The organism is Pseudescherichia vulneris NBRC 102420, from assembly GCF_000759795.1.
Lineage (GTDB): Bacteria > Pseudomonadota > Gammaproteobacteria > Enterobacterales > Enterobacteriaceae > Pseudescherichia > Pseudescherichia vulneris.
On record NZ_BBMZ01000012.1, the window covers coordinates 114,609 to 138,305 of the forward strand.

The 23,697-nt window shown below is 55.7% G+C and carries 20 protein-coding genes and 1 pseudogene; 10 read left to right on the forward strand and 11 right to left on the reverse strand.

All coding sequences use genetic code 11. The annotated features are described in order from the left end of the window. The first annotated feature begins 45 nt into the window (after positions 1 to 45). The 8 genes from htpG (at position 46) to EV102420_RS11130 (ending at position 8,500) form a co-directional block, all read left to right on the forward strand. The gene (htpG, locus tag EV102420_RS11095; protein ID WP_042391661.1) at positions 46 to 1,920 is read left to right on the forward strand and encodes a molecular chaperone HtpG; all 1,875 of its coding nucleotides are present in this window, start codon (positions 46 to 48) and stop codon (positions 1,918 to 1,920) included. Between the two features lie 200 nt (positions 1,921 to 2,120). Beyond that, entirely contained in the window at positions 2,121 to 2,765 is a 645-nt protein-coding gene (adk, locus tag EV102420_RS11100) for an adenylate kinase (protein WP_042391662.1), read from the forward strand. A 177-nt stretch (positions 2,766 to 2,942) separates the two neighbouring features. Then, the gene (gene hemH / locus EV102420_RS11105) at positions 2,943 to 3,905 is read left to right on the forward strand and encodes a ferrochelatase (protein ID WP_042391663.1); all 963 of its coding nucleotides are present in this window, start codon (positions 2,943 to 2,945) and stop codon (positions 3,903 to 3,905) included. 64 nt (positions 3,906 to 3,969) lie between these two features. Continuing rightward, positions 3,970 to 5,274, forward strand: a complete 1,305-nt coding sequence (locus tag EV102420_RS11110; protein ID WP_042391664.1) for an inosine/guanosine kinase — start codon at positions 3,970 to 3,972, stop codon at positions 5,272 to 5,274. A 386-nt stretch (positions 5,275 to 5,660) separates the two neighbouring features. Then, positions 5,661 to 6,011: a multidrug/spermidine efflux SMR transporter subunit MdtJ gene (gene mdtJ, locus EV102420_RS11115; protein WP_042391666.1), complete on the forward strand. Its 351-nt coding sequence runs from the start codon at positions 5,661 to 5,663 to the stop codon at positions 6,009 to 6,011. Further along, on the forward strand, positions 5,998 to 6,327 hold the full coding sequence (gene mdtI, locus EV102420_RS11120; RefSeq protein WP_042391668.1) for a multidrug/spermidine efflux SMR transporter subunit MdtI: 330 nt from the start codon (positions 5,998 to 6,000) through the stop codon (positions 6,325 to 6,327). The genes mdtJ and mdtI overlap by 14 nt, the downstream gene beginning before the upstream one ends. A 130-nt stretch (positions 6,328 to 6,457) precedes the next feature. Further along, the gene (locus EV102420_RS11125) at positions 6,458 to 7,441 is read left to right on the forward strand and encodes a DUF1852 domain-containing protein (protein WP_042391671.1); all 984 of its coding nucleotides are present in this window, start codon (positions 6,458 to 6,460) and stop codon (positions 7,439 to 7,441) included. A gap of 27 nt (positions 7,442 to 7,468) precedes the next feature. Continuing rightward, positions 7,469 to 8,500: a methionine synthase gene (locus EV102420_RS11130; RefSeq protein WP_042391674.1), complete on the forward strand. Its 1,032-nt coding sequence runs from the start codon at positions 7,469 to 7,471 to the stop codon at positions 8,498 to 8,500. 86 nt (positions 8,501 to 8,586) lie between these two features. Here EV102420_RS11130 and EV102420_RS11135 read toward each other — a convergent pair whose 3' ends face one another. Continuing rightward, complete coding sequence (locus tag EV102420_RS11135; protein WP_042391676.1) at positions 8,587 to 8,868, reverse strand: biofilm development regulator YmgB/AriR family protein; 282 nt, start codon at positions 8,866 to 8,868, stop codon at positions 8,587 to 8,589. A 330-nt stretch (positions 8,869 to 9,198) separates the two neighbouring features. Beyond that, positions 9,199 to 10,410: an MFS transporter gene (locus EV102420_RS11140; RefSeq protein ID WP_077776527.1), complete on the reverse strand. Its 1,212-nt coding sequence runs from the start codon at positions 10,408 to 10,410 to the stop codon at positions 9,199 to 9,201. Between the two features lie 130 nt (positions 10,411 to 10,540). Between EV102420_RS11140 and EV102420_RS11145 the strand changes: the two genes are divergently transcribed. Beyond that, positions 10,541 to 11,020, forward strand: coding sequence for a winged helix-turn-helix transcriptional regulator (locus EV102420_RS11145; RefSeq protein WP_042391677.1), 480 nt, complete (start codon positions 10,541 to 10,543; stop codon positions 11,018 to 11,020). 16 nt (positions 11,021 to 11,036) lie between these two features. Here the strand turns inward: EV102420_RS11145 and mmuM are convergent, their stop codons facing one another. From mmuM to EV102420_RS11165, 4 genes and pseudogenes are all read right to left on the reverse strand, one after another. Further along, positions 11,037 to 11,969 carry a homocysteine S-methyltransferase gene (mmuM, locus tag EV102420_RS11150; RefSeq protein WP_042391679.1) on the reverse strand — a complete coding sequence of 311 codons (933 nt, stop codon included), beginning with the start codon at positions 11,967 to 11,969 and terminating at the stop codon, positions 11,037 to 11,039. Beyond that, positions 11,956 to 13,342, reverse strand: a pseudogene (gene mmuP / locus EV102420_RS11155) (S-methylmethionine permease). Before mmuP ends, mmuM begins: the two are co-directional and overlap by 14 nt. A 106-nt stretch (positions 13,343 to 13,448) precedes the next feature. Next, positions 13,449 to 15,125: a YbaL family putative K(+) efflux transporter gene (ybaL, locus tag EV102420_RS11160; RefSeq protein ID WP_042391681.1), complete on the reverse strand. Its 1,677-nt coding sequence runs from the start codon at positions 15,123 to 15,125 to the stop codon at positions 13,449 to 13,451. Between the two features lie 231 nt (positions 15,126 to 15,356). Next, entirely contained in the window at positions 15,357 to 16,577 is a 1,221-nt protein-coding gene (locus tag EV102420_RS11165; protein ID WP_042391683.1) for an MFS transporter, read from the reverse strand. A gap of 176 nt (positions 16,578 to 16,753) precedes the next feature. Between EV102420_RS11165 and ushA the strand changes: the two genes are divergently transcribed. Further along, positions 16,754 to 18,415, forward strand: coding sequence for a bifunctional UDP-sugar hydrolase/5'-nucleotidase UshA (gene ushA, locus EV102420_RS11170; RefSeq protein WP_042391685.1), 1,662 nt, complete (start codon positions 16,754 to 16,756; stop codon positions 18,413 to 18,415). Positions 18,416 to 18,552: 137 nt separating this feature from the next. Here ushA and ybaK read toward each other — a convergent pair whose 3' ends face one another. The 5 genes from ybaK to EV102420_RS20900 form a co-directional block, all read right to left on the reverse strand. Next, entirely contained in the window at positions 18,553 to 19,032 is a 480-nt protein-coding gene (gene ybaK, locus EV102420_RS11175) for a Cys-tRNA(Pro)/Cys-tRNA(Cys) deacylase YbaK (RefSeq protein WP_042391687.1), read from the reverse strand. A gap of 79 nt (positions 19,033 to 19,111) precedes the next feature. Beyond that, the gene (locus EV102420_RS11180; protein ID WP_042391689.1) at positions 19,112 to 19,921 is read right to left on the reverse strand and encodes a TraB/GumN family protein; all 810 of its coding nucleotides are present in this window, start codon (positions 19,919 to 19,921) and stop codon (positions 19,112 to 19,114) included. Positions 19,922 to 19,977: 56 nt separating this feature from the next. Continuing rightward, positions 19,978 to 22,479 (reverse strand): copper-exporting P-type ATPase CopA, encoded by a 2,502-nt coding sequence (gene copA / locus EV102420_RS11185; protein ID WP_042391690.1) that lies wholly within the window; start codon positions 22,477 to 22,479, stop codon positions 19,978 to 19,980. A 130-nt stretch (positions 22,480 to 22,609) separates the two neighbouring features. Further along, on the reverse strand, positions 22,610 to 23,050 hold the full coding sequence (locus EV102420_RS11190) for a lysozyme inhibitor LprI family protein (RefSeq protein WP_042391692.1): 441 nt from the start codon (positions 23,048 to 23,050) through the stop codon (positions 22,610 to 22,612). A gap of 14 nt (positions 23,051 to 23,064) precedes the next feature. After that, complete coding sequence (locus EV102420_RS20900; protein WP_165570660.1) at positions 23,065 to 23,463, reverse strand: lysozyme inhibitor LprI family protein; 399 nt, start codon at positions 23,461 to 23,463, stop codon at positions 23,065 to 23,067. Between the last annotated feature and the right edge of the window lie 234 nt (positions 23,464 to 23,697).

Sequence of the window (23,697 nt, forward strand, 5' to 3'; positions counted from 1 at the left end):
CATTTTCCCCTCAACACCAAATGGCATTGTTGAGGTATTTTTTCGATGAAAGGACAAGAAACACGCGGCTTCCAGTCAGAAGTAAAACAGCTTCTGCATCTGATGATCCATTCTCTCTACTCCAACAAAGAGATCTTCCTGCGTGAGCTTATCTCTAACGCCTCGGATGCGGCAGACAAGCTGCGTTTCCGTGCGTTGTCAAAACCCGAGTTGTACGAGGGTGACGGTGAGCTACGCGTGCGCGTCTCCTTTGATAAAGAGAAGCGTACTCTGACCATTGCCGACAACGGTATTGGTATGAACCGCGACGAAGTGATTGACCATCTGGGTACGATTGCTAAGTCCGGCACCAAAGCATTTCTCCAGTCGATGGGCTCCGACCAGGCAAAAGATAGCCAGCTGATCGGCCAGTTCGGCGTGGGCTTCTACTCGGCGTTTATCGTTGCCGATAAAGTCACCGTGCGCACCCGTGCGGCGGGCGACAGCGCAGAGAACGGCGTGTTCTGGGAGTCCGCAGGCGAGGGCGACTACACCGTTGCCGATATCACCAAAGAGGATCGCGGGACCGAAATTACCCTGCACCTGCGTGAAGGCGAAGATGACTTCCTCAACGACTGGCGCGTACGCTCGATCATCAGCAAATACTCCGACCATATCGCGCTGCCGGTAGAGATCGAGAAGCACGACGAGCAGGATGGCGAAACCGTCATCAGCTGGGAGAAGATCAACAAGGCCCAGGCGCTCTGGACGCGCAGCAAGTCCGACATCAGCGACGACGAATACAAAGAGTTCTACAAGCATATTGCCCACGACTTTACCGATCCGCTGGCCTGGAGCCACAACCGCGTAGAGGGCAAGCAGGAGTACACCAGCCTGCTCTATATTCCGGCCCAGGCACCGTGGGATATGTGGAACCGCGATCACAAGCACGGCCTGAAGCTCTACGTACAGCGCGTCTTCATCATGGACGAGGCCGAGCAGTTCATGCCGAACTACCTGCGCTTTGTGCGTGGCCTGATTGACTCCAACGATCTGCCGCTGAACGTCTCCCGTGAAATTCTGCAGGACAGCTCCGTTACTCGCAACCTGCGTAGCGCCCTGACCAAACGTGCGCTGCAGATGCTTGAGAAGCTGGCAAAAGATGATGCCGAGAAATATCAGGGCTTCTGGAAACAGTTCGGCCTGGTGTTGAAAGAGGGGCCAGCGGAAGATAGCGCAAACCAGGAGGCGATTGCCAAACTGCTGCGCTTTGCCTCTACCCATACCGACTCTGCCGAGCAGACGGTGGCGCTGGCGGACTACGTCTCCCGCATGAAAGAGGGCCAGGAGAAGATCTACTATATCACTGCTGACAGCTACGCCGCTGCGAAGAGCAGCCCGCACCTGGAGCTGCTGCGTAAGAAAGGCATCGAAGTGCTGCTGCTCTCCGATCGCATCGACGAGTGGATGATGAGCTACCTCACCGAGTTCGACGGCAAGTCCTTCCAGTCGGTGGCAAAAGCCGATGAGTCGCTGGATAAGCTGAACGACGAGGTAGACGAAAGCGCGAAAGAGGCCGAGAAAGCCCTGGAGCCGTTCGTTGAGCGTGTGAAAACCCTGCTGGGTGACCGCGTGAAAGAGGTACGCTTTACTCATCGCCTGACCGATACGCCGGCGATCGTCACGACCGACAACGACGAGATGAGCACCCAGATGGCGAAGCTGTTTGCCGCTGCGGGCCAGGCCGTGCCGGATGTGAAGTACATCTTCGAACTTAACCCGGACCACGTTCTGGTGAAGCGCACCGCCGATATTCAGGACGAAGCCCAGTTCAAGGCATGGATTGAACTGCTGCTGGATCAGGCCCTGTTTGCCGAGCGCGGCACGCTGGAAGATCCGAACCAGTTTATCCGCCGCATGAACCAGCTGCTGGTTTCTTAATCGCTCTATACACCGTTCCCTCTTGCCCCTGGCAAGGGGGAACGATTCAGCTGCTCAACTTCCCGCCGAACCCGCCTGCATAAGCCTCGCTTCCTTGTGGTGATACTGACTTTAGTGGTATGGTTTTCGCTTCAAACAACGTTGTATACCTGTCATCAATTATCTGGGTATAAAAATTCAAAACGTAGAGGAATTACGCAATGCGTATCATTTTGCTCGGCGCTCCGGGCGCAGGTAAAGGCACTCAGGCTCAGTTCATCATGGAGAAATACGGTATTCCGCAGATCTCCACCGGTGACATGCTTCGCGCCGCGGTTAAATCCGGCAGCGAGCTGGGCAAACAGGCTAAAGACATCATGGATGCTGGCAAGCTGGTGACTGACGAGCTGGTTATCGCGCTGGTAAAAGAGCGTATCGCCCAGGAAGATTGCCGTAACGGCTTCCTGCTGGACGGTTTCCCGCGCACTATTCCTCAGGCTGACGCAATGAAGGAAGCCGGTATCAACGTTGATTACGTGCTGGAGTTCGATGTGCCGGACGATCTGATCGTCGATCGTATCGTAGGCCGTCGCGTTCACGCTGCCTCTGGCCGCGTCTACCACATCAAATACAATCCGCCGAAGGTGGAAGGTAAAGACGACGTGACCGGCGAAGAGCTGAGCACCCGTAAAGACGATCAGGAAGAGACCGTGCGTAAGCGCCTGGTGGAGTACCATCAGCTGACCGCGCCGCTGATCGGCTACTACCAGAAAGAAGCCGAAGCTGGCCATACCAAGTACGCGAAGGTTGATGGCACCCAAGCCGTTAGCGCCGTTCGCGCCGAGCTGGAAACCATTCTTGGTTAAGGTCTCTCGGCTAAGAGCCCTCGGTTAAGCCTGCTTTCCCCGGTGCCTGCGCCGGGGATGTTCTTCCCCATCTCTCCCCAAGCTTTTCCCTTTCGCAGCAATGGGTTTCGTTTACGCCCGTTTCAGTTACAATTCTCTCAGTTAACTTTCTTAGGCTTAAATGAATACGAGGCGCGAATGAGTCACGCGAAAACCGGCATCCTGCTGGCGAATCTGGGCACACCCGATGCTCCCACCCCCGCAGCGGTCAAACGCTATCTTCGCCAGTTTTTAAGCGATCGACGCGTAGTGGATACGCCGCGCCTGCTGTGGTGGCCGCTGCTGCGCGGCGTGATCCTGCCGATTCGTTCTCCGCGCGTGGCGAAGCTCTATCAATCCGTGTGGATGGAGGAGGGCTCGCCGCTGATGGTCTACAGCCGTCGCCAGCAGCGGGCGTTGGCTGCCCGACTGGCTGACGTGCCGGTGGCGCTGGGGATGAGCTACGGCTCACCCTCGCTGGAGAGCGCGGTAGATGAGCTGATCTCTCAGGACGTAGAGCACATTGTGGTTCTGCCGCTCTATCCGCAGTACTCCTGCTCAACCGTGGCCGCGGTCTGGGACGAGTTGGGGCGTATTCTGCAACGTAAGCGCAGCATTCCTGGTATCTCATTGATCCGCGACTATGCCGACAACCGGTCGTACATTGACGCGCTGGCTAACAGCGTGCGTGCCTCCTTTGCCCGCCACGGCGAGCCGGATCTGCTCCTGCTCTCCTATCACGGCATTCCCCAGCGCTATGCGGAAGAGGGCGACGTCTATCCCCAGCGCTGCCGCGATACCACCCGCGAGCTGGTTTCGGCCCTCGGCGTGCCGCCGGAGAAGGTGATGATGACCTTCCAGTCGCGCTTTGGCCGCGAGCCGTGGCTGACCCCCTATACCGACGAAACGCTGAAGATGCTCGGCGAGAAAGGGGTGAAGCATATTCAGGTCATCTGTCCGGGCTTCTCCTCTGACTGTCTGGAGACGCTGGAGGAGATTGCGGTGCAGAACCGGGAATTTTTCCTCGAAGCGGGCGGGGAGAAATATGAATATATTCCTGCGCTTAATGATTCTGCCGATCATATCGACATGATGCTGGACCTGACGGCTCCTTACCGCTAATCGCGCGCGGTGCCGGGAGTGTGCTACCATTCCCGGCCCAATTGGTCATTCGTAGCAAACGTGCATGAAATTTCCCGGTAAACGCAAATCCAAACACTATTTTCCTGTTAACGCCCGCGATCCGCTTCTGCAACAGAGCCAACCGGAGAGCGATGCCAATGCCTCATGGGTGGTCGGTATCGATCAGACGCTGGTGGATATTGAAGCCAAAGTGGACGATGCGTTTATCGAGCGCTATGCCCTCAGCGTCGGGCACTCGCTGATCATCAGCGACGAGGCCGCCGATGCGCTCTACAAAGAGTTGGTTCGCGACAACCTCATCACCCACCAGTTTGCTGGCGGCACTATCGGCAACACCATGCACAACTACTCCGTGCTGGCGGATGACCGCTCGGTGCTGCTGGGCGTAATGTGCAGCAACGTCGAAATCGGCGGCTACGCCTACCGCTACCTCTGTAATACCTCCAGCCGTACCGACCTTAACTATCTGCAGGGCGTTGACGGGCCGATTGGCCGCTGCTTTACGCTGGTGGGTGAGGCGGGGGAGCGCACCTTTGCTATTAGCCCTGGCTATATGAACCAGCTACGCCCGGAGAGTATTCCCGAGTCGGTGATTGCCGGCGCCTCCGCGCTGGTGCTCTCCTCTTATCTGGTGCGCTGCAAGCCAGGCGAGCCGATGCGTGAGGCGACCATGAAGGCGGTGGAGTACGCCAAAAAGCACAACGTACCGGTGGTGCTGACCCTTGGCACCAAGTACGTGATTGCCGATAACCCCGAGTGGTGGCGCGACTTCCTCAAGGAAAACGTCTCGATCCTCGCGATGAACGAGGAGGAGGCCGAGGCGCTGACCGGGCTGAGCGACCCGCTGCTGGCCTGCGATAAGGCGCTGGACTGGGTTGACCTGGTGCTCTGCACCGCCGGTCCGGTCGGGCTGTACATGGCAGGCTTTACCGAGGAGTCGGCGAAGCGTAAAACCCAGCATCCGCTGTTGCCGGGAGCCATCGCCGAGTTTAACCAGTACGAGTTTAGCCGGGCGATGCGTCACCAGGACTGTGAACAGCCGCTGCGTATCTTCTCCCATATTGCCCCGTACATGGGCGGGCCGGAGAAGATCATGAACACCAACGGCGCGGGCGATGGCGCACTGGCCGCGCTGCTGCACGATATCACTGCCAATAATTTCCACCGCAGCAACGTGCCCAACTCCAGTAAGCATAACTACACCTGGCTGACCTACTCATCGCTGGCTCAGGTATGTAAGTATGCTAACCGCGTTAGCTACCAGGTACTGAACCAGCATTCGCCGCGTCTGACGCGAGGCCTGCCGGAGCGGGAGGATAGCCTGGAAGAGTCCTACTGGGAGCGTTAATAGCGAGCCCGCCAGCGGCGGGCTTGAATTTCTCTGTTAAAGGCACGGGTCTTATTGAGTGGCTGCGTAAAGAAATGAAAAAATCCCGATAAACAGAGTGGGATTATGCCAGAGTAAGGCCGTGTTTAACTACCGAGGACAATTTTTCATCCACACTGAGGAAAAGCAACAACGTGGATAAGTTGTAAAATTATGAACAAGATGTTCGCACCCATAATGATTATTCGCTCCTGCCTTCACACCGAATCCCACTGTTCGATCTGCGACCAGCACTGGCGCTCTGCGCTATAGTTCCGCTCTCTCCTTTTACTCAAAATTTAATCTTACTCTGCTAACACGCTTATTTTTGCGTGGCGGATATCTGTTTCTCATTAAGGAGAGAAATCATGCGCTATTGGATTTTATTAGCCTTGGCCATTGTGGCTGAAATAATCGGCACGCTGTCGATGAAATGGGCCAGCGTCAACGATGACAAGGCAGGATTTATTTTTATGCTGGTGATGATCGCCCTGTCGTATATTTTCCTGTCGTTTGCCGTAAAACGCATTGCCCTGGGTGTCGCCTATGCCATCTGGGAGGGCCTGGGTATTTTATTAATTACGCTGTTTAGCGTGATGCTGTTCGATGAAACCTTATCGGCGATGAAAGTCGTAGGCTTACTCACTCTGGTAACAGGCGTTGCGCTGATCAAATCCGGCACGCTGGCACGCAAGGAGCAGCAGCATGACTACGTTTAATATGGTGCATATTGCCTGGCTGGCGTTGGCGATTGGTTTAGAGATCGTTGCCAACATCGCCCTTAAATACTCCAATGGCTTTCGTCGGCCTCTGCACGGTGTAGTGTCTCTTGTTGCCGTGCTGGCCGCGTTTAGTGCCCTATCGCAGGCGGTAAAGGGTATCGATCTCTCCGTCGCTTATGCGCTATGGGGCAGTTTTGGCCTGGTCGCTACCGTGGCAGCAGGTTGGGTACTGTTCGGTCAACGGCTGAACCGAACTGGCTGGCTGGGTGTAGTCTTGCTAACCGCAGGCGTGGTGCTCATCAAGCTTGCCTGATGAAAAATGCGCAGGCTCGCATGGCGATCGTGAAAGTTCTTCATGTTGAATGAAATTAAATCACTTTTACTCCCGCAGTGACTCAGGCATAAAGTGATCATGTTATTAACAATAGATCATACAGACTACGATGAATAATGCGATTACATTTAACGTGAAGAGCCTTCGCTTCGACGAGAATTATAATCCCTCGGAGAGCACGCGTATCACTACTAACTTTGCTAATTTAGCGAGAGGTGAGAAACGCCAGGATAATTTGCGCAATGCCTTAACGATGATCGACAATCGATTCAACGCCCTGGCACATTGGGACAATCCCACAAGCGATCGCTACGCCGTTGAGCTGGACATCATCTCTGTCGAAATGAATATTGCGGTTGCAGGCAAGCGCAATGCTTTTCCGGTAATTGAAGTGTTGAAAACCACGATAGTCGATCGTAAAACGGATGCGCGCTTTGAAGGGATCGTAGGCAATAATTTCTCGTCTTACGTTCGTGACTATGATTTTAGCGTCCTGCTGTCCGAGCATAACAAAAACGGTGCGGGATTTAGCACGCCGGATAACTTTGGCGACCTGCACGGCAATATATTTAAGCGGTTTGTTGAATCAGATTGCTACAAAGAGAAATTTACCAAAGCGCCAGTTATCTGCTTAAGCGTATCGAGTAAAAACGTCTATCAGCGGACGGGCAATCAGCATCCCGTACTGGGCATTGAGTATCAGCAGGACAGCGCCTCCCTAACCGATCGCTATTTTGCCAAAATGGGGCTGCAGGTGCGCTTTTTTATGCCACAGGGTAGTGTTGCGCCGCTGGCGTTCTATTTTGCAGGCGATCTGCTGCGTGACTACAGCGATCTGGAGCTTATCAGCACCATCAGCACGATGGAGACATTCCAGAAGATTTACCGGCCGGAGATCTATAACGCTAACTCAGCGGCAGGAAATGTCTATCAGCCCAGCCTGAACTACCGGGACTATTCGCTTACGCAAATTGTTTACGATCGAGAAGAACGCAGCAGGTTAGCGATTGAGCAGGGACGGTTTACCGAAGAGCACTTCATCAAACCTTACCAAAGCCTGCTAGAGCAATGGTCTGCTCACTCCGTTCTTTGATTAACGATAAATATAAGGTCACCTGCTATGAAAAAATTATTACCCACTTCTACCGCGGGCAGCTTGCCCAAACCGGCCTGGCTCGCACAACCTGAGACCCTGTGGTCCCCCTGGAAATTAGAGGGTGACGAGCTGATTGAGGGCAAGCAGGATGCGCTGCGGTTGGGGCTACAAGAGCAAGAGCAGGCGGGGATTGATATCGTCAGCGACGGCGAGCAAACCCGCCAGCACTTTGTCACGACGTTTATCGAGCACCTTAGCGGCGTTGATTTTGAGAAACGCGAGATCGTTAAGATCCGTAATCGCTATGATGCCAGCGTACCGTCCGTGGTGGGTGAGGTAAGTCGCCAAAAGCCGGTATTCGTTGAGGATGCTAAATTCTTACGTCAGCAGACCGATCGGCCGATTAAATGGGCCTTGCCGGGGCCGATGACAATGATCGATACGCTCTATGACGGCCACTACAAAAGCCGTGAAAAGCTGGCCTGGGAGTTCGCCAAAATTCTTAATCAGGAAGCCAAAGAGCTGGAAGCGGCCGGGGTGGATATTATCCAGTTTGATGAGCCCGCGTTTAACGTCTTTTTTGATGAGGTCAATGACTGGGGCATTGCTGCTTTAGAGAGGGCCATTGAAGGGCTGCAGTGCGAAACCGCCGTGCATATCTGCTATGGCTACGGCATCAAAGCCAATACCGACTGGAAAAAAACGCTGGGCTCCGAGTGGCGTCAATATGAAGAGATCTTCCCCAAGCTGCAAAAATCTAACATCGATATTGTCTCCCTGGAGTGTCAAAACTCTCACGTGCCGATGGAGCTCATTGAGCTTATTCGCGGCAAAAAAGTGATGATTGGGGCGATTGATGTGGCAACCAATACCATTGAGACACCGGAGCAGGTCGCCGATACGCTGCGCAAGGCGCTTCAGTTTGTTGACGCCGACAAGCTCTATCCCTGCACCAACTGCGGTATGACGCCGTTGTCTCGTCGCGTCGCAAGAGGCAAGCTCAATGCGTTAAGCGCAGGCGCTGAGATTGTGCGTAGAGAGTTGCTGGCTAAATAAGGTAGTTAAAACAGGCGTGAAGAAGGCATAGTTAATTGTAAATTAACTATGCCTGGTAAAGGTTGGTCTGATCGGCGCGGCCACGATCAGCATACCGCTTTGTTCGTAACCAGCAGCAACGCCTCGCGTAAAATTGCCTGCTGAAACTCTCCCGACGATAGCTTCATTCTGACAATCAGCATCAGCTGGATCTCTTTAAAGGTCAGGCTCTTACCAGACTTAAGCAACTCTGTTGAGATCGATCCGATCGCTTCTTCCGGGCTGGCATATTCGGGTTGCAAAACAATCGCTGAGCTGCCGTGAGCCGCTTCAACAAATATTTGGCAAGTGGTTGTACCTTTGATGTTATCAGAGGTTATCTTATTCATTATGTGCCTTAACTGCATTGACTAGCGGGCTATTCATCCTCGAATAACGCGACTTAAATTTGATATCTGTCGTGCCAATGCTGTGAGAAATCCTTGCGAACCATCGCACACAAGCGCTATCGAGCGCGCCGCATTAGACTAGATGGAAACATGTGAAAGCTGCTTAATCAGCTCATTGGGGATGAGGTGCACCCGCATCGATTCGAGGGCAACAAACCTGCTAGAGGATATGGCCTGGACGATCACCAGACGCCCCTACCTTAACACCTTTCTATGCTTTAAGTGAAATCTTTACATGTTGTTTAAGAACACGGCTGCCGAGACGTGGTTTCATGATTTGTCGAATCCCAGCCAGATGAGAAAAGCGCAGGCGCTGACGGATGCGCCAGCTAAACAAACCGCCTGCCATCCAAAGCAGGCGTAAAGCTGGGTGGCAACAATCGCTCCTGTTGCACTGCCTATCGAGTAAAAACACATATACGCACCCACCAACCGACTCGCGGCCTCTGGACGGGCAGCGATAAGGGTGCTCTGGCTTATTACGTGAACGGTTTGCACGGCAAAGTCCAGCATGATGATACCCACGACGAGCCACGCCAGTGATGTTTCGGTATACGCGATGGGAAGCCATGAGAGTGCCAGCAATGCCAGGGCTGACCCGGTCGCGCGTTTTCCCCAGCCCCGATCTGCCCATGCCCCTGCTTTCGCCGCCGCCAGTGCACCTGCAACACCCGCCAAACCAAACATGCCTATATGGGTATGAGACAGTGATAGGGCGCTGAGCGGCAAGACCATGGTGGTCCACAGCATGCTGAAGGCAGTAAAGATAAGCAGTGCAAAAACGCCACCCTTTCTCAATTGCGGCTCAGTCATAAACAGGCGGAAAGCAGACGCCAGCAGAGAGAGATAAGAGGGGGCGTTCGGCTGGGGCGGCGTAGCGGGCACCCCTTTCGCCACGATGCATGCGATGAGCAACATTAAAAAGGCAGCGGTAAGGTAAACGGCCCGCCAGCCAGCAATATCGGCGATGCTGCCAGAGATAAAGCGAGCCAGTAGGATCCCCAAAACAATGCCGCTCGTCACCGTACCCACGACCTTACCGCGTCGCTGGGGGGCAGCCAGTATTGCGGCCCAGGCAACCACAAGCTGCACCACCACCGCCATCAGGCCAATAAAAAGCACCGCGCACAGCAGGGTGACAAAATTGGGTGATAACCCCGCCACAATCAAAGCCAGCATTGAAAGTAATAGCAGCGTGACGACCAACGTTTTTCGCTTAACGCGATCGCCGAGTGGAACCAGGAAAATCAATCCGGCGGCATAGCCTACCTGGGTCACGGTCACCACGCTGCCGATCATCCCAGCAGGAACCTGTAGGCTGAGGGCGATGGACTCAAGCAAAGGCTGAGCAGAATAGACATTCGCCACCGCCAGTGCACAGGTCAGGGAGAATAAAAATATTATCCAGGGTTTCAGCACTGGGGTATCAACACCAGGCGCTGCCAGCGCCGCATCAGAATTCAACTCTGCGTTACATTCCATTTCGCTCTCGCATTCTGGTTTCTTTTTAAAACTACATGCGCGTAGAAATAGCACTGGTGGTTTTTTTTTGCAACCGATTTAGGGTGCCCTTATACTGGCGTCTGTTAACAGGCAAGCTGAGAGAGAGCATATGGCAAAACAGGAATCCCTTCGAACCAGTGAATGTCCGGTTGCCAGAACGTTGGAGTCAATTGGTGAACGCTGGTGTCTGATGATTATCAGGGAAGCGTTTGACGACGTGCGCAGGTTCAGCGAGTTTCAAAAGAATCTGGGACTGGCTAAAAACATTCTCGCGTCTCGCCTGAAACAGCTGGTGGATATCGGCGTGTTTGAGATCTGCCCGGCCTCAGACGGCAGCGCATACAATGAGTATGTTCTCACCGAAAAGGGGCGCTCTATTTTTCCTATTGTGGTCGCGATGCGGCAGTGGGGGGAGCGCTATCTGTTTGACGACGGTGAGGCGCACTCTGTCTTACTGGATAACGCCACTGGACAGCCCATTCAGCCGCTGGAAGTGTGTTCATCCGACGGGAAAAAGCTGGAGCCAGTCGACTGCCATCGTCAGCACGTGATGGCAGGCGGCAGTGGCTATCAGAATAAGACCGAGTAGTTTGGGTGGAGGTCTGTCAGCGGCGCTCACTCAGCGCTGCGATATCCTTTGGGCTAGTCCGACAGCATCCGCCAATGAGTCTCGCGCCAGCCTCTAACCACTGCGGCAAATACCCCACCAGGGATGCGCATGAATCGCCGTGAGCATGCCACTCTTTTGTGGTCGCGTCGTAGGTTTCACCGGAGTTAGGATAGACAACCAGCGGTAGCGCAGTCAGGCTGTGCAGATGGGTTAATGCTGCGGTCGTTTTCTCCAGCGCAATACAGTTAATCCCCAGCGCAACGATTTGCGAATAGTTTGCCAGCGCGTCCACGACCTGGGCGAGAGGCGTGCCGTCACTCAGGTGGCTCTCGTCACGTAGGGTAAATGAGAACCACGCCTGCGCCTGCGGGTAATCCAACAGCAGGTCTGCCAGTGCCTCTATCTCTGCAAACGAGGGTAAGGTTTCACAGGCCAGCAGATCTGCGCCTGCATTCAGCAACGCTTCAATTCGTGGACGATGAAACGCCTGAAATTCCTCGGCGCTACGCACGTAGTCACCGCGATACTCAGAACCATCGGCCAGATACGCACCGTAAGGCCCGACAGAGCCAGCCACAAGCAGCGGGCCCGCGCTGGCGTTTTCCGCCTGGTAAATTTCACGCGCCTCCTGCGCCAGCGCCGCGCTGTGCGCAATAAGCGATCTCGATTGCGACTCGGTTAGCCCGCGAGCCGCAAAGCCAGCAGGCGTGGCCTGATAGCTGGCGGTAATCGCTACCTGAGCGCCCGCGCGGAAGTAATCCAGATGTACGTCGCGAATGAGCTGCGGGTTTTCCATTAATACTTTGGCAGACCAGAGATTATCGGCAAGGTTGCATCCGCGCGCTTCCAGCTCGGTGGCCAGAGCGCCATCGAGGACAACAAAGGGATGGCTTTTAAGCAGCGCGGTAAGGGGATTAATCTGCGGCATAGTCAGCCTCCTTTGAGTTGGTTTTATGAGTGAGAAAATAGGTGCCGTAGCAAAGGGCAACAAAAGGCAGACCACAATAAAGCGCGATGCGCTGGTCTGGATCGAACGCCAGACCGACAGAGCACGAATCCCAGCACAGGCACAAGCGGATACCAGGGTGCTCGGTATTTTAGATCGTGCAGCGGCTTGCCCGACTGTAAATGCCGACGACGAAAGATAAAGTGTGATGCGCAGATACTGAGCCATACGGCCACAACGGCAAACCCAGAAATGGCGCTGAGGGCAACGAATACGGTGTCAGGCGCGATAACGCTGGACAGCAGTGCCAGCAGGCCACCCAGCATAGAGACAGTCAGCGCGACCAGCGGCACGCCGTTCTTATTGACGCGGGCAAAACACCCCGGCAACGTTTTTTCATTAGAGAGCGACCACAGCATGCGGCCCGAGGCATAGAGTCCGGAATTCGCGGCGGAGAGAATAGCGGTAAGGATGACGAAGTTAAAAATATCCGCCGCATAGGGAAGGCCAATTTTTTCAAAGACCAGTACAAACGGGCTCTTCTCGACGCCTGCCACCTGCATCGGAATAAGCGCCGCCAGGACAAAAACGGTCCCGATAAAAAAGATGATCAGTCGGGCGATGGTAGCGCGGATCGCTACCGGGATCGCATGGTGTGGATTTTCCGTTTCGCCTGCCGCGATACCGATAAGCTCAGTACCCGAGAAGGCAAAATTGACCGCGACCATCGTCATCAGAATGGGCAAGCCGCCATGGGGAAACCAGCCCCCGCTGGTGAGGTTGGTCAGCCCCGGCGAAGGCGAGCCATCCTTCATAGTGATAAAACCGAAAATCGCCCCGCAGCCTAAGATAATGAAAACGATAATGGTTGCGACTTTAATGAGTGAAAACCAGAACTCACCTTCGGCAAAAAAGCGCGTTGAAATCGCGTTAAGCAAAAAAATCACTACGCAAAACAGGGCGCTCCATATCCAGACGGGAATATGTGGGAACCAGTACTGCATACAGAACCCGGCGGCGGTAAAGCTGGATCCCAACGCAACTGTCCAGGTGAGCCAGTAGAGCCATGCCACGGTATATCCCGTTGCTGGGCCAATATAGCGCGCCGCGTAGACATGAAAAGCACCGGTTACCGGCATCGCCACGGAAAGCTCGCCAAGGCACTGCATCACCAGCCAGACGACCAGCGCCCCAATCAGGTAGGCCAGCAGCGTTCCCGCTGCGCCTGTCGTCGAGATGATGTATCCCGTATTAAAAAATAACCCTGTGCCAATCACGCCACCCAATGAAAGCATAATCAAATGGCGGGTTTTCATGGTGCGCTTAAGCTGCCCATTCTCTTGCTGCGTGTGCATATCACCTTCTAAACGTATAGATGTCTAAATGTCCGCTTGAAGGGTCTTTATATCCTGATTGTTAACAAAATGCCAGCAGCAGTGCATGACCCGCCGGGGCGACGGTTTATCCGGTGACGGCCTCTTCCACCGGGCGCTTCTCAATCAGCGTCAGCATGGTGTTGGCGATCTCACGTTCGCCCATCACTACCTGATTCGCGCCGCGCTCGGTGATGTAGTCCACCTCATCGTCATAGTGGGCACGGGCGATAATCTCGATGTTCGGGCACTTCTGCCGGGCGGTCGCCACCACTTCACCGGCCTCGTAGCCGTTAGGAATGGTCAGCAGCAGCCAGCGGGCGCAGTCGAGGTGCGCCAGGTTCATGATCTCTTCGTTAGCCGCGTTGCCCAGTACCGCACGAATACCGCGCTCGCGCAGCTCATCTACCCGGGTACGTGAGGTTTCGATCACCACCAGCGGAATACCCTGCGCCATCAGCTTCTCACCCAGCAGGCTGCCTACGCGACCAAACCCTACCAGCAGGGCGTGATTGCAGATATCCACCGGGATCTGCTTCTCCTCTTCGGTGGCCTCTTCCAGCGTCTGCTCATCAAGGGTTTCGGTCTTGTCGAGATACTTCTCCAGCAGGGTGAAGAGGATCGGGTTGAGCATAATTGAGAGGATCGCCCCGGCCAGCACCAGGTTCTGTCCGGTCTGCGGCAGGAGATCCAGCGCCATGCCCAGACCTGCCAGGATAAAGGCGAACTCACCAATCTGCGCCAGGCTGGCGGCGATGGTAAGCGCGGTACGCGGCGAGTGACCAAACATGCGCACCAGGAAGAAGGCGGCGATAGATTTACCAAAGATGATGATCGCCAGCGTACCGGCAACGGCCAGCGGCTCCTCGATCAGGATTTTCGGATCGAACAGCATCCCAACGGAGACAAAGAAGAGAACCGCAAAGGCGTCGCGCAGGGGCAGGGTATCGTGCGCGGCACGGTGGCTCAGTTCGGATTCGTTCAGCACCATACCGGCAAAGAAGGCACCGAGGGCAAAGGAGACGTCAAACAGCTCGACCGCACCAAAGGCGATGCCCAACGCCAGAGCCAATACCGCGAGAGTAAACAGCTCCCGGGAGCCGGTGGCCGCGCTGCGGGCCAGGATCCACGGCACAATGCGACGGCCGACCAGCATCATGATGGCGATAAAGGCGATCACCTTGCCGATCGTAATGCCCATATCCAGCGACAGCGTTGCCAGCCCGACGTTACCCTTTTCAAGCATGCCGGCCACGGCAGGAAGCAGCACCAGGGTTAATACCATGACCAGATCTTCTACGATCAGCCAGCCAATGGCGATCTGGCCGCGTTGACTGTCGATAAGCTGCCGCTCCTCAAGCGCGCGCAGCAGCACAACGGTACTGGCGGTGGAGAGACAGAGCCCAAAGACGATACCGGTCATTAATGGCCAGTCCATCATGGCGGAGAGCGCCATACCCAGCAGCGTCGCCACAGCAATCTGTGCGATAGCGCCGGGAATGGCGATGGACTTTACCGCCATCAAATCCTTCAGTGAAAAATGGAGGCCTACGCCAAACATCAGCAGGATCACCCCCAGCTCGGCCAGCTCAGGTGCCAGCTTGGTATCGGCCACGAAGCCAGGTGTAAAAGGACCGGCGAGCACGCCCGCTAACAGATAACCCACCAGCGGAGAAATACGCAGTTTGTTGGCAATCATGCCGAGGATAAAAGCGAGCACAAGGCCGCCCACAATGGTGGTGATAAGCGGTGTGGCGTGATGCATTCCGTCTCCTTTCGCGGTAGTGGATCCATTTCTGGTCAAAAAACCAGAAGCCCGAGTTACAGTCTATGACAATTTTAATCATTATGTTTATGAATAATTGTTGAATATTGAGGAAAAGCACGCTCTGGCACAAAAAAAGCGATTGGAAGGGGATTAGCGCAGTGATGGACTTGCAGGTGTTATGGCATGGGCAACGCAGGCGGCCAAAGTTTGCCTTTGGCCGCCGTAGAATCAGGCTTTATGACGGTTATCAGGTAGGAATATGGTTAACATCCCTAAAAGTGGTAGAAAAGCACAGATTTTGTAGACTACAAAAATACTGGTATGGTCGGCGACCAGCCCCAGCACTGCTGCGCCAAGCCCGCCCATGCCAAACGCAAAGCCGAAAAACAGCCCAGAAACCATGCCAATACGGCCCGGCAGCAGCTCCTGGGCATAGACCAGAATGGCCGAGAAGGCGGAAGCGAGGATAAAACCAATAATCGCGGTTAAAACGCCGGTCCAATAGAGGGATGCATAGGGTAAAATCAGCGTAAATGGGGCAACGCCGAGGATAGAGCCCCAAATAACGTATTTACGGCCAATCTTATCCCCAACAGGGCCGCCAATCACGGTGCCTGCCGCTACGGCCAGCAGAAACGCAAACAGGTGAAACTGGGCGTTTTGTACCGATAAGCCGAATTTTTGCATTAGATAAAACGTGTAATAGCTGCTGATGCTCGCCATATAGAAGTATTTCGAGAAAATCAGCATCAGCAGGATGCTTACCGCCAGGATAACCTTGTTACGCGGCAGCGGGCTGCGCTCAATAACCGCTTTTCGTCCTTTGTTGACCCGATGTTGGGCAGCGTACCAGCGGCTGACCTGGGACAGCACGACGATAGCCAGCAGCGCGGCCAGCACAAACCAGCCCACGTTACCCTTGCCGTAGGGAGCGATGATCAGCGCCGCCAGCAGCGGCCCGAGTGCGCTACCAAAGTTGCCGCCCACCTGGAAAATGGACTGGGCCAGACCATGTCGGCCACCGGAGGCCATACGCGCCACGCGGGAGGACTCCGGGTGGAATACGGAGGATCCGGTGCCCACCAGCGCTGCCGCCAGCAGCACCATCTCAAAGCTGCCCGCCATCGCCAGCAGCACCAGGCCGCAAAGGGTAAAGCACATGCCGATGGGCAGCGACCACGGCATCGGATGCTTATCCGTGTAGTAGCCCACCACGGGCTGGAACACAGAGGAGGCCAGCTGGAAGGTGAGGGTGATCATGCCGATCTGCACAAAGCTCAGCGAGAAGTCTGCCTGCAACAGGGGATAGAGCGCGAGGATCAGCGATTGCAGCATATCGTTAAGCAGATGCGAGAGGCTGATCGCCCCGAGAATGCCAAATGCCGTGCGCCCCTGCGCTGGCGACGCGTTAGCGCCCGGAAGCGCGTCGGCGGGTTGGTTCGTTGCCATAAAATGTCACTTTTTGTCTTTAATTGGAGTGCAGGAGTTCTTAATGCTTCCTGATTATTAGCAGCCTAAGATACCCGTGACGACTCTTTGAGGGAAGTCGCAGACATAAAATCCTATTTGTTTATTCTCTGTCCCCGCGCTACTTTTGCGTGTGTTATGTCATCAGGGAGAGAGAAATGAATATGTTAAAGCAGGGCGTTGCGCTGGCACTTCTCGCCGCGTGGGGGCTGAACAGTCTGCCTGCCCAGGCCTACGAAAAAGATAAAACCTATAAAATTACTATTCTGCATACCAACGATCACCACGGCCACTTCTGGCGCAGCGACGACCGGGAGTATGGTCTGGCGGCGCAGAAGACACTGGTGGATAGCGTCCGCAAAGAGGTGGCTGCCGAAGGGGGCAGCGTGCTGGTGCTCTCCGGCGGCGATATCAACACCGGCGTGCCGGAGTCCGATCTGCTGGACGCCGAGCCGGACTTTCGCGGCATGAACCTTATTGGCTATGACGCGATGGCGGTGGGCAACCACGAGTTTGATAATCCGCTGGAGGTGCTGCGCCAGCAGGAGAAGTGGGCTAAGTTTCCCTTCCTGTCGGCCAATATCTACCAGAAGAGCACCGGCGAGCGCCTCTTTAAGCCGTGGGCTATCTTCAAGCGTCAGGATCTGAAAATCGGCGTGATTGGCCTGACCACCGACGACACCGCCAAAATTGGCAATCCAGAGTTCTTCACCGACATTGAGTTCCGCAAGCCCGCCGACGAGGCGAAGCTGGTGATTCAGGAGCTGAATAACCTTGATGAAAAAGAGCGCCCGGACGTCCTGATCGCCACGACCCATATGGGCCACTACGACAACGGCGAGCATGGCTCCAACGCGCCGGGCGACGTCGAGATGGCACGCAGCCTGCCTGCGGGATCGCTGGCGATGATCGTGGGTGGTCACTCGCAAAACCCGGTCTGCATGGCGGCGGAGAATAAAAAGCAGGTGGACTACGTGCCGGGCACGCCCTGCGCACCGGACCGCCAGAACGGTATCTGGATCGTGCAGGCTCACGAGTGGGGTAAGTACGTTGGCCGTGCCGACTTTGAGTTCCGCAACGGAGAGATGAAGCTGGTGCACTATCAGCTGATTCCTATCAACCTGAAGAAAAAGATTGTCTACGACAACGGTGACAGCGAGCGCGTGCTCTTTGCGCCGGAAATTCCTGAAAATGCCCAGATGCTCTCTCTGCTGACGCCGTTCCAGAACAAAGGCAAGGCGCAGCTGGCGGTGAAAATCGGCTCTGTAAACGCGCCCCTTGAGGGCGATCGCAGCAAGGTGCGCTTTGTACAGACCAATCTTGGGCACCTGATCCTCGCCGCCCAGATGGCGCGTACCGGGGCGAGCTTTGCGGTGATGAGCGGAGGTGGGATCCGCGACAGCATTGCGGCAGGAGATATCACCTATAAAGACGTGCTGAAGGTGCAGCCGTTTGGCAACGTCGTGGTCTATATCGACATGACCGGGAAAGAGGTGGTGGACTATCTCACCGCCGTCGCGCAGATGAAGCCTAACTCCGGCGCCTATCCCCAGTTTAGCCACGTCAGCTTCACGATGGCGAACGGCAAGCTTAACGATCTGAAGATCAACGGCGAACCGGTCGATCCCGCTAAAACCTACCGTATGGCAACGCTCAGCTTTAACGCCACCGGCGGCGACGGCTATCCGCGTCTGGACGATAAACCCGGCTACGTGAATACCGGCTTTATCGACGCCGAGGTGCTGAAGCAGTACATCCAGCAGAATTCACCGCTGGATGCCGCCACCCTTGAGCCGCAGGGCGAGGTGAACTGGCAGTAAGGTTAATTACGGCACAAATGCCTGGGTGTGCACTCTGTAGGCCTGATAAGGCGTTAGCCGCCATCAGGCGTTTGTAAGCTGTTGAAGGACGGCGACGCTAGCGCGTCTTATCCGGCCTACGGGGTTGGGCAGGCTGTTTAATCTCGGCGGGCGATATCGGCGAATTTTGCATCCAGCATCTTCGCCAGATCGCCTGCCGCCAGCTCAATATCCAGCCCGCGTCTGCCGCCGGAGATGTAGATCGTCGCGTACTCCTGAGCGGGAGCGTCGATAAGCGTCGGCAGGCGCTTTTTCTGCCCCAGCGGACTGATACCGCCCACCAGATAGCCGGTGGTGCGCTGGGCCACGGCGGGATCGGCCATATCAACCTTCTTCGCACCTAGCGCTTTCGCTACCTTCTTCAGATCCAGCTGACCTGCTACCGGCGTTACCGCGACCGCCAGCTGCTTCATATCACCGTTTACCGCCACCAGCAGCGTCTTGTAGACCTGGTCGGCGTTCAGGCCAAGCTTACGCACCACCTCGTCACCAAAGTTAGTTTCATTGGGATCGTGATCGTAGCTATGCAGCTGAAAAGGGATCTTATTCTTTTCGAGTAACTTTACGGCGGGAGTCATAAAAATCCTTCTTACTACGGATGATCGAGCTTTCAGCATACGCCTGACGACGTTCGCAAAAATAGTACCATCTTGCCGTTCAGGCGTTAATTTTCTGCCGCAGCAGGGTTGGCAAATTTCCTTCGCCGTAGAGGTGCAGCGCACCGGCTGCGACGACATAGTGGCCCGGCGGCAGCGCCAGCAGCCGTTTACACCAGGCCTGGTTACGCTGGTGCATCAGCACGTCGTAGAGCGGCTGGCTAAAGGTAGAGGGGAGCGACTGTGATGCTTCGGCAGGTGGACTATTGAGCCACCAGCTCAACATCACCTGCAGCAGCCTGGCGTTGGTGTGCCAGTGGGTAAGGGTATCCAGCAGCAGCGCTTTACCATCCTCCGGCAGCTGACAGAGCAGGTTCACCTGATCCGCGGTGCCTTCCAGCTCAATCACCCGCATCTGCCTGTCGTGGGCGGCCTGTAGCATCTGGTAGTCAATACCGTAGTCGGGGCGCAGGCCGAGTCGCTGGGCCTGGGTTGCCTGCAACACCAGAGCGATTTTCCAGGCCGGCTGCTGGTCAAAGGTCTCCAGCGGCAGAGACAGCTCGTTCAGCACGCGGGATAGATCGGCCAGCTGGGCAGGATCGAGCCGCTCGACCAGCGGCGGGCGCGGGGGAAGCTCAGAGAAGGGTGAACCGCTCACCGAGACATCGGCCTCAACGATCAGGGCGTCGGCCTGTTTGAGCTTGCGCAGCAGCCCCTCCGGCAGGGGAGACATATCGCGAGTGCCCATATGAATGCTGCCGACAAGGTGCAGGTAGCGCCCGCCCGGCAGAGTGACGTCCAGCGCGGGCCACGAATAGGTGCGGGTATACAGCGCGCCCAACAGCATTTTTAAACGGCTAAACAGGCCCATAGGCTCTCCCGGCTGAAAAGTTCATGCTAGCGCGAGCCGGGAGAAGGTGCAAATCGCTACTCTTTTGGGGTAAAGCGCAGCAGGCGGTTGGCGTTGCTGACCACCGTAATGGAGGAGAGCGCCATCGCCGCACCGGCTACCACTGGGTTCAGCAGCGTTCCGGTCAGCGGCCAGAGGATCCCGGCGGCAATCGGGATGCCCAGCGAGTTGTAGATAAACGCCCCCACCAGGTTCTGCTTCATGTTGCGCAGCGTAGCGCGGGAGATGGCCAGCGCATCGGCCACGCCCATCAGGCTGTGGCGCATCAGGGTGATGGCCGCGGTCTCAATCGCTACGTCGCTGCCGCCGCCCATGGCGATACCCACTTCGGCCTGGGCCAGCGCCGGGGCGTCGTTGATACCATCGCCCACCATCGCGACCTGACGGCCCTGGCGTTGCAGCGCCTGAATTGCCGCGGCTTTGCCATCGGGCAGCACCCCGGCAATCACCTCATCAATACCGGCCTCTTTGGCGATAGCGTTGGCGGTCACGGCGTTGTCACCGGTGAGCATCACCAGGCGATAGCCCGCCTGATGCAGTCGTTGCAACGCCGCCACGCTATCCTCACGCAGCGGATCGCGAATGGCAAACAGCGCTGCCACCTTGCCGTCAACCGCCAGCAGCACCGGCGTCGCACCCGTGGCCGCCTGGGTAGCGATATCGCTCTCCAGCGCGGCGGTATCAATACCCTGTTCATTCAGTAAGGCCTGGTTGCCCAGCAGCAGGCGTCGACCGTCGCTCTCACCGCTCAGGCCCAGCCCGCGCAGGGTACGAAAGTTAATCACCTCAGCCAGAGGCTCCGTACCGGCCTTGTCGATAATGGCGCGGGCCAGCGGATGGCTCGAACCCTGCTCCAACGCGGCAGCCAGGCGCAGCGCCTGCTGGCTGGAGAGATCGCTGTAGGTTGTGACCGTGACCACCTGCGGGCGACCCTCGGTAAGGGTGCCGGTCTTATCAAACACCAGCGTATCGAGCTGGCTGGCACGTTGCAGCGCATCGGCATCGCGTACCAGCACGCCGAACTCGGCGGCGCGGCCAACCCCGGAAATAATCGACATTGGCGTCGCCAGTCCGAGCGCACAGGGGCAGGCGATAATCAGCACCGTGGTGGCGATCACCAGGGTATAGACAATCTGCGGCGCAGGACCAAAAACGTACCAGATCGCGCCGCTAATCAGCGCGATGGCGACCACAACCGGCACGAAGACCGCAGAGATCCTGTCCGCCAGCTGTCCGATTTCCGGCTTGCTGCTCTGGGCCTGACGCACCAGGCGGACGATCCGCGAGAGGGTGGTGTGGCTGCCGGTGCGGCTGGCACGAAACAGCACGCTGCCGTCGGAGACCACCGTCCCGGCATGGATCGTATCGTCACGCTGTTTCTGCTGTGGGACAGGTTCGCCAGTCAGCATCGCCTCATCAAGCCAGGCTTCGCCCTGGATAATCTCTCCGTCCACCGGAACGCGATCGCCGGTGGTTAGGCGCAGCGTCATGCCCGGATGAACCTCGGCAAGGGGCACGGTCTCCTCCCCGGCGTCAGTCACCACTCTGGCGGTAGGCGGGGTGAGATCGAGCAGGCGCTCCAGCGCTTTCGATGAACGCTGGCGGGCGCGAGCCTCCAGCATATGGCCAAGGTTGATCAGGCCGATAATCATCGCGCTGGCTTCATAGTAGAGATGGCGCGCCTCCATCGGGAACCACGCCGGCCAGAGGTTAACGCTCATGGAGTAGAGCCAGGCCGCCCCGGTTCCCAGCGCCACCAGGGTGTCCATGGTCGCGGTACGGTTGAGCAGGCTTTTCCAAGCGCTGCGGTAGAAGTGGCCCCCGGCAAAGACCATCACCGCAAGGGTGATCAGGCCGATAACCAGCCAGAGGCTGCGGTTGGCGTCGGTGACCATCATATTGTCACCTGCCATACCCCAAACCATCACCGGGATACCCACCAGCAGGGCAACAATCGCCTGCCAGCGGAAGCGTTTCATGGTAGCAACGGCGGTCTCCTGCTGGCGTTCGCGGCGGGTGGCGTCATCGTCGATCGCCTCCGCGCCGTAGCCCGCGTTCTCCACCGCGCTTACTAATTCAGCGGCGGAAGCGCTGCCCATTACCAGCGCAGAGCGCTCCGCCAGATTGACCCGTGCCTGGGTTACGCCGGGTACCGCCTGCAAGGCTTTCTGTACTCGGGTAACACAGCTGGCGCAGCTCATGCCACTCAACAACAGCTGCTGGCTGTCGTCAGTATCATCCGCTGCCGGAAGCTCAGGTTCGGCCGCTGTCAGTGCTTCCGACGGAGGTGATGACTCTGCCAGCGGATCAGCCTTTGGGTGGCTAAGCGTCGCCCCGTACCCGGCCTGTTTAACGGTATCGATCAGTGCATCTGCATCGGCGCTGCCAATAACTTCCGCTCGTTCAATGGTCACCTCGGCGCGCTCAACGTCGGGCCGCTGTTCAAGACTCTCTTTCACCCGTTTGACGCAGTGGCCGCAGGAGAGACCCTCCAGCGCCAGTTCAATTGTGTGGGACATCATCATACTCCTGTGTTGGTAGGATTGACTGAGCCGGTGTGTTGGCTAACTGTCTATAAGCTTAAACCTTCCATTAAGGGGAAGGTCAAGTAAAAGGGCGCGATAGTGCATGCAGGCTGCGAGGAAACGGCTATTTCTCTGCGGGGCTGGGAATAATCATCCTGATTTCATTCATCCTTTGGTTGTTTAGGTTTATCGTACAGGCGGTAATGGCGTTAGCAAAACCATGGGTGTTTTGGGTTGCAGTAGTGGCTAATCCGCAATAATCATCTCGCCAGGTGAGCCAGTTTTGCTGGTTTTTCTTGAAGAGATTAAGCATGTTATCTTTTTGCTCTCTGGTGCCCATCCACCATTGGTTATAGTCGAAGCTCTTTAACTCCTTAAGCTTCGCACTATATGCCTCCCTCAGTTTTTCCTCTGACTTTTCAGAAATGTCACCCAGGCACTCACTATTTTCGTCATTAAATTTTTGAGTGCAGAGGTCTACCTCATGGTTATCAATTATGCTTTGGGAAACGGAAATCTGGGGTATGAGAAGTAGCAGTATAAACAGAGCAATATATTTTTTCATTATGTGCCTCTGTTTCACCTGGACGAATCAACAGAGATCATATCTATCTCAGCGATCCTTTTTTGGTTCATATTTATAAAGCAGCTTGATAGGGTATCACCGTATCCCTGCGTGTTTTCATAGGGGGCTGCTGCTGACTTACAGTAGGTTAATTTGTACTGCTCCCATGCTTTCTGGCTGTTAGCAAAGTTTGCGCTCATGGTTTTGCGCTGTTCTTCACTGCCCATCCACCATTGCGAATAATTAGCTGATTCAATTTCCTTAAGCTTCTTTCTAAAACTGTCCTTTAAATGGTTATCTGAGTTTTGTATCAATTTATCAGAACAGTCATAGCTCTCTTGATCAGGTTTGGCTGCGCATTTCTCCACGCCCTGGTTTGAGAGTAAATCGTTATGAGTGATGTCTTTGGCCAATGCTTCCCCGTAACTTATTGGTAGAATGAATAAGAGGGCGGGAAAAATTATAAGTTTTCGTTTTTGCATCTCACCTATATCGCTTTTGTTATCTCTGTGTTTTTCATAATGTATGAGCCTATGCCTCTTGATTTCACTCACCTTGACTTAAGTCAAGCTGGCTTGCGATCTATTACACTGCATCTATTTTTCGGACACCCTAAAACAGTTTGGCGCCCGAGCAGGAAATGAATA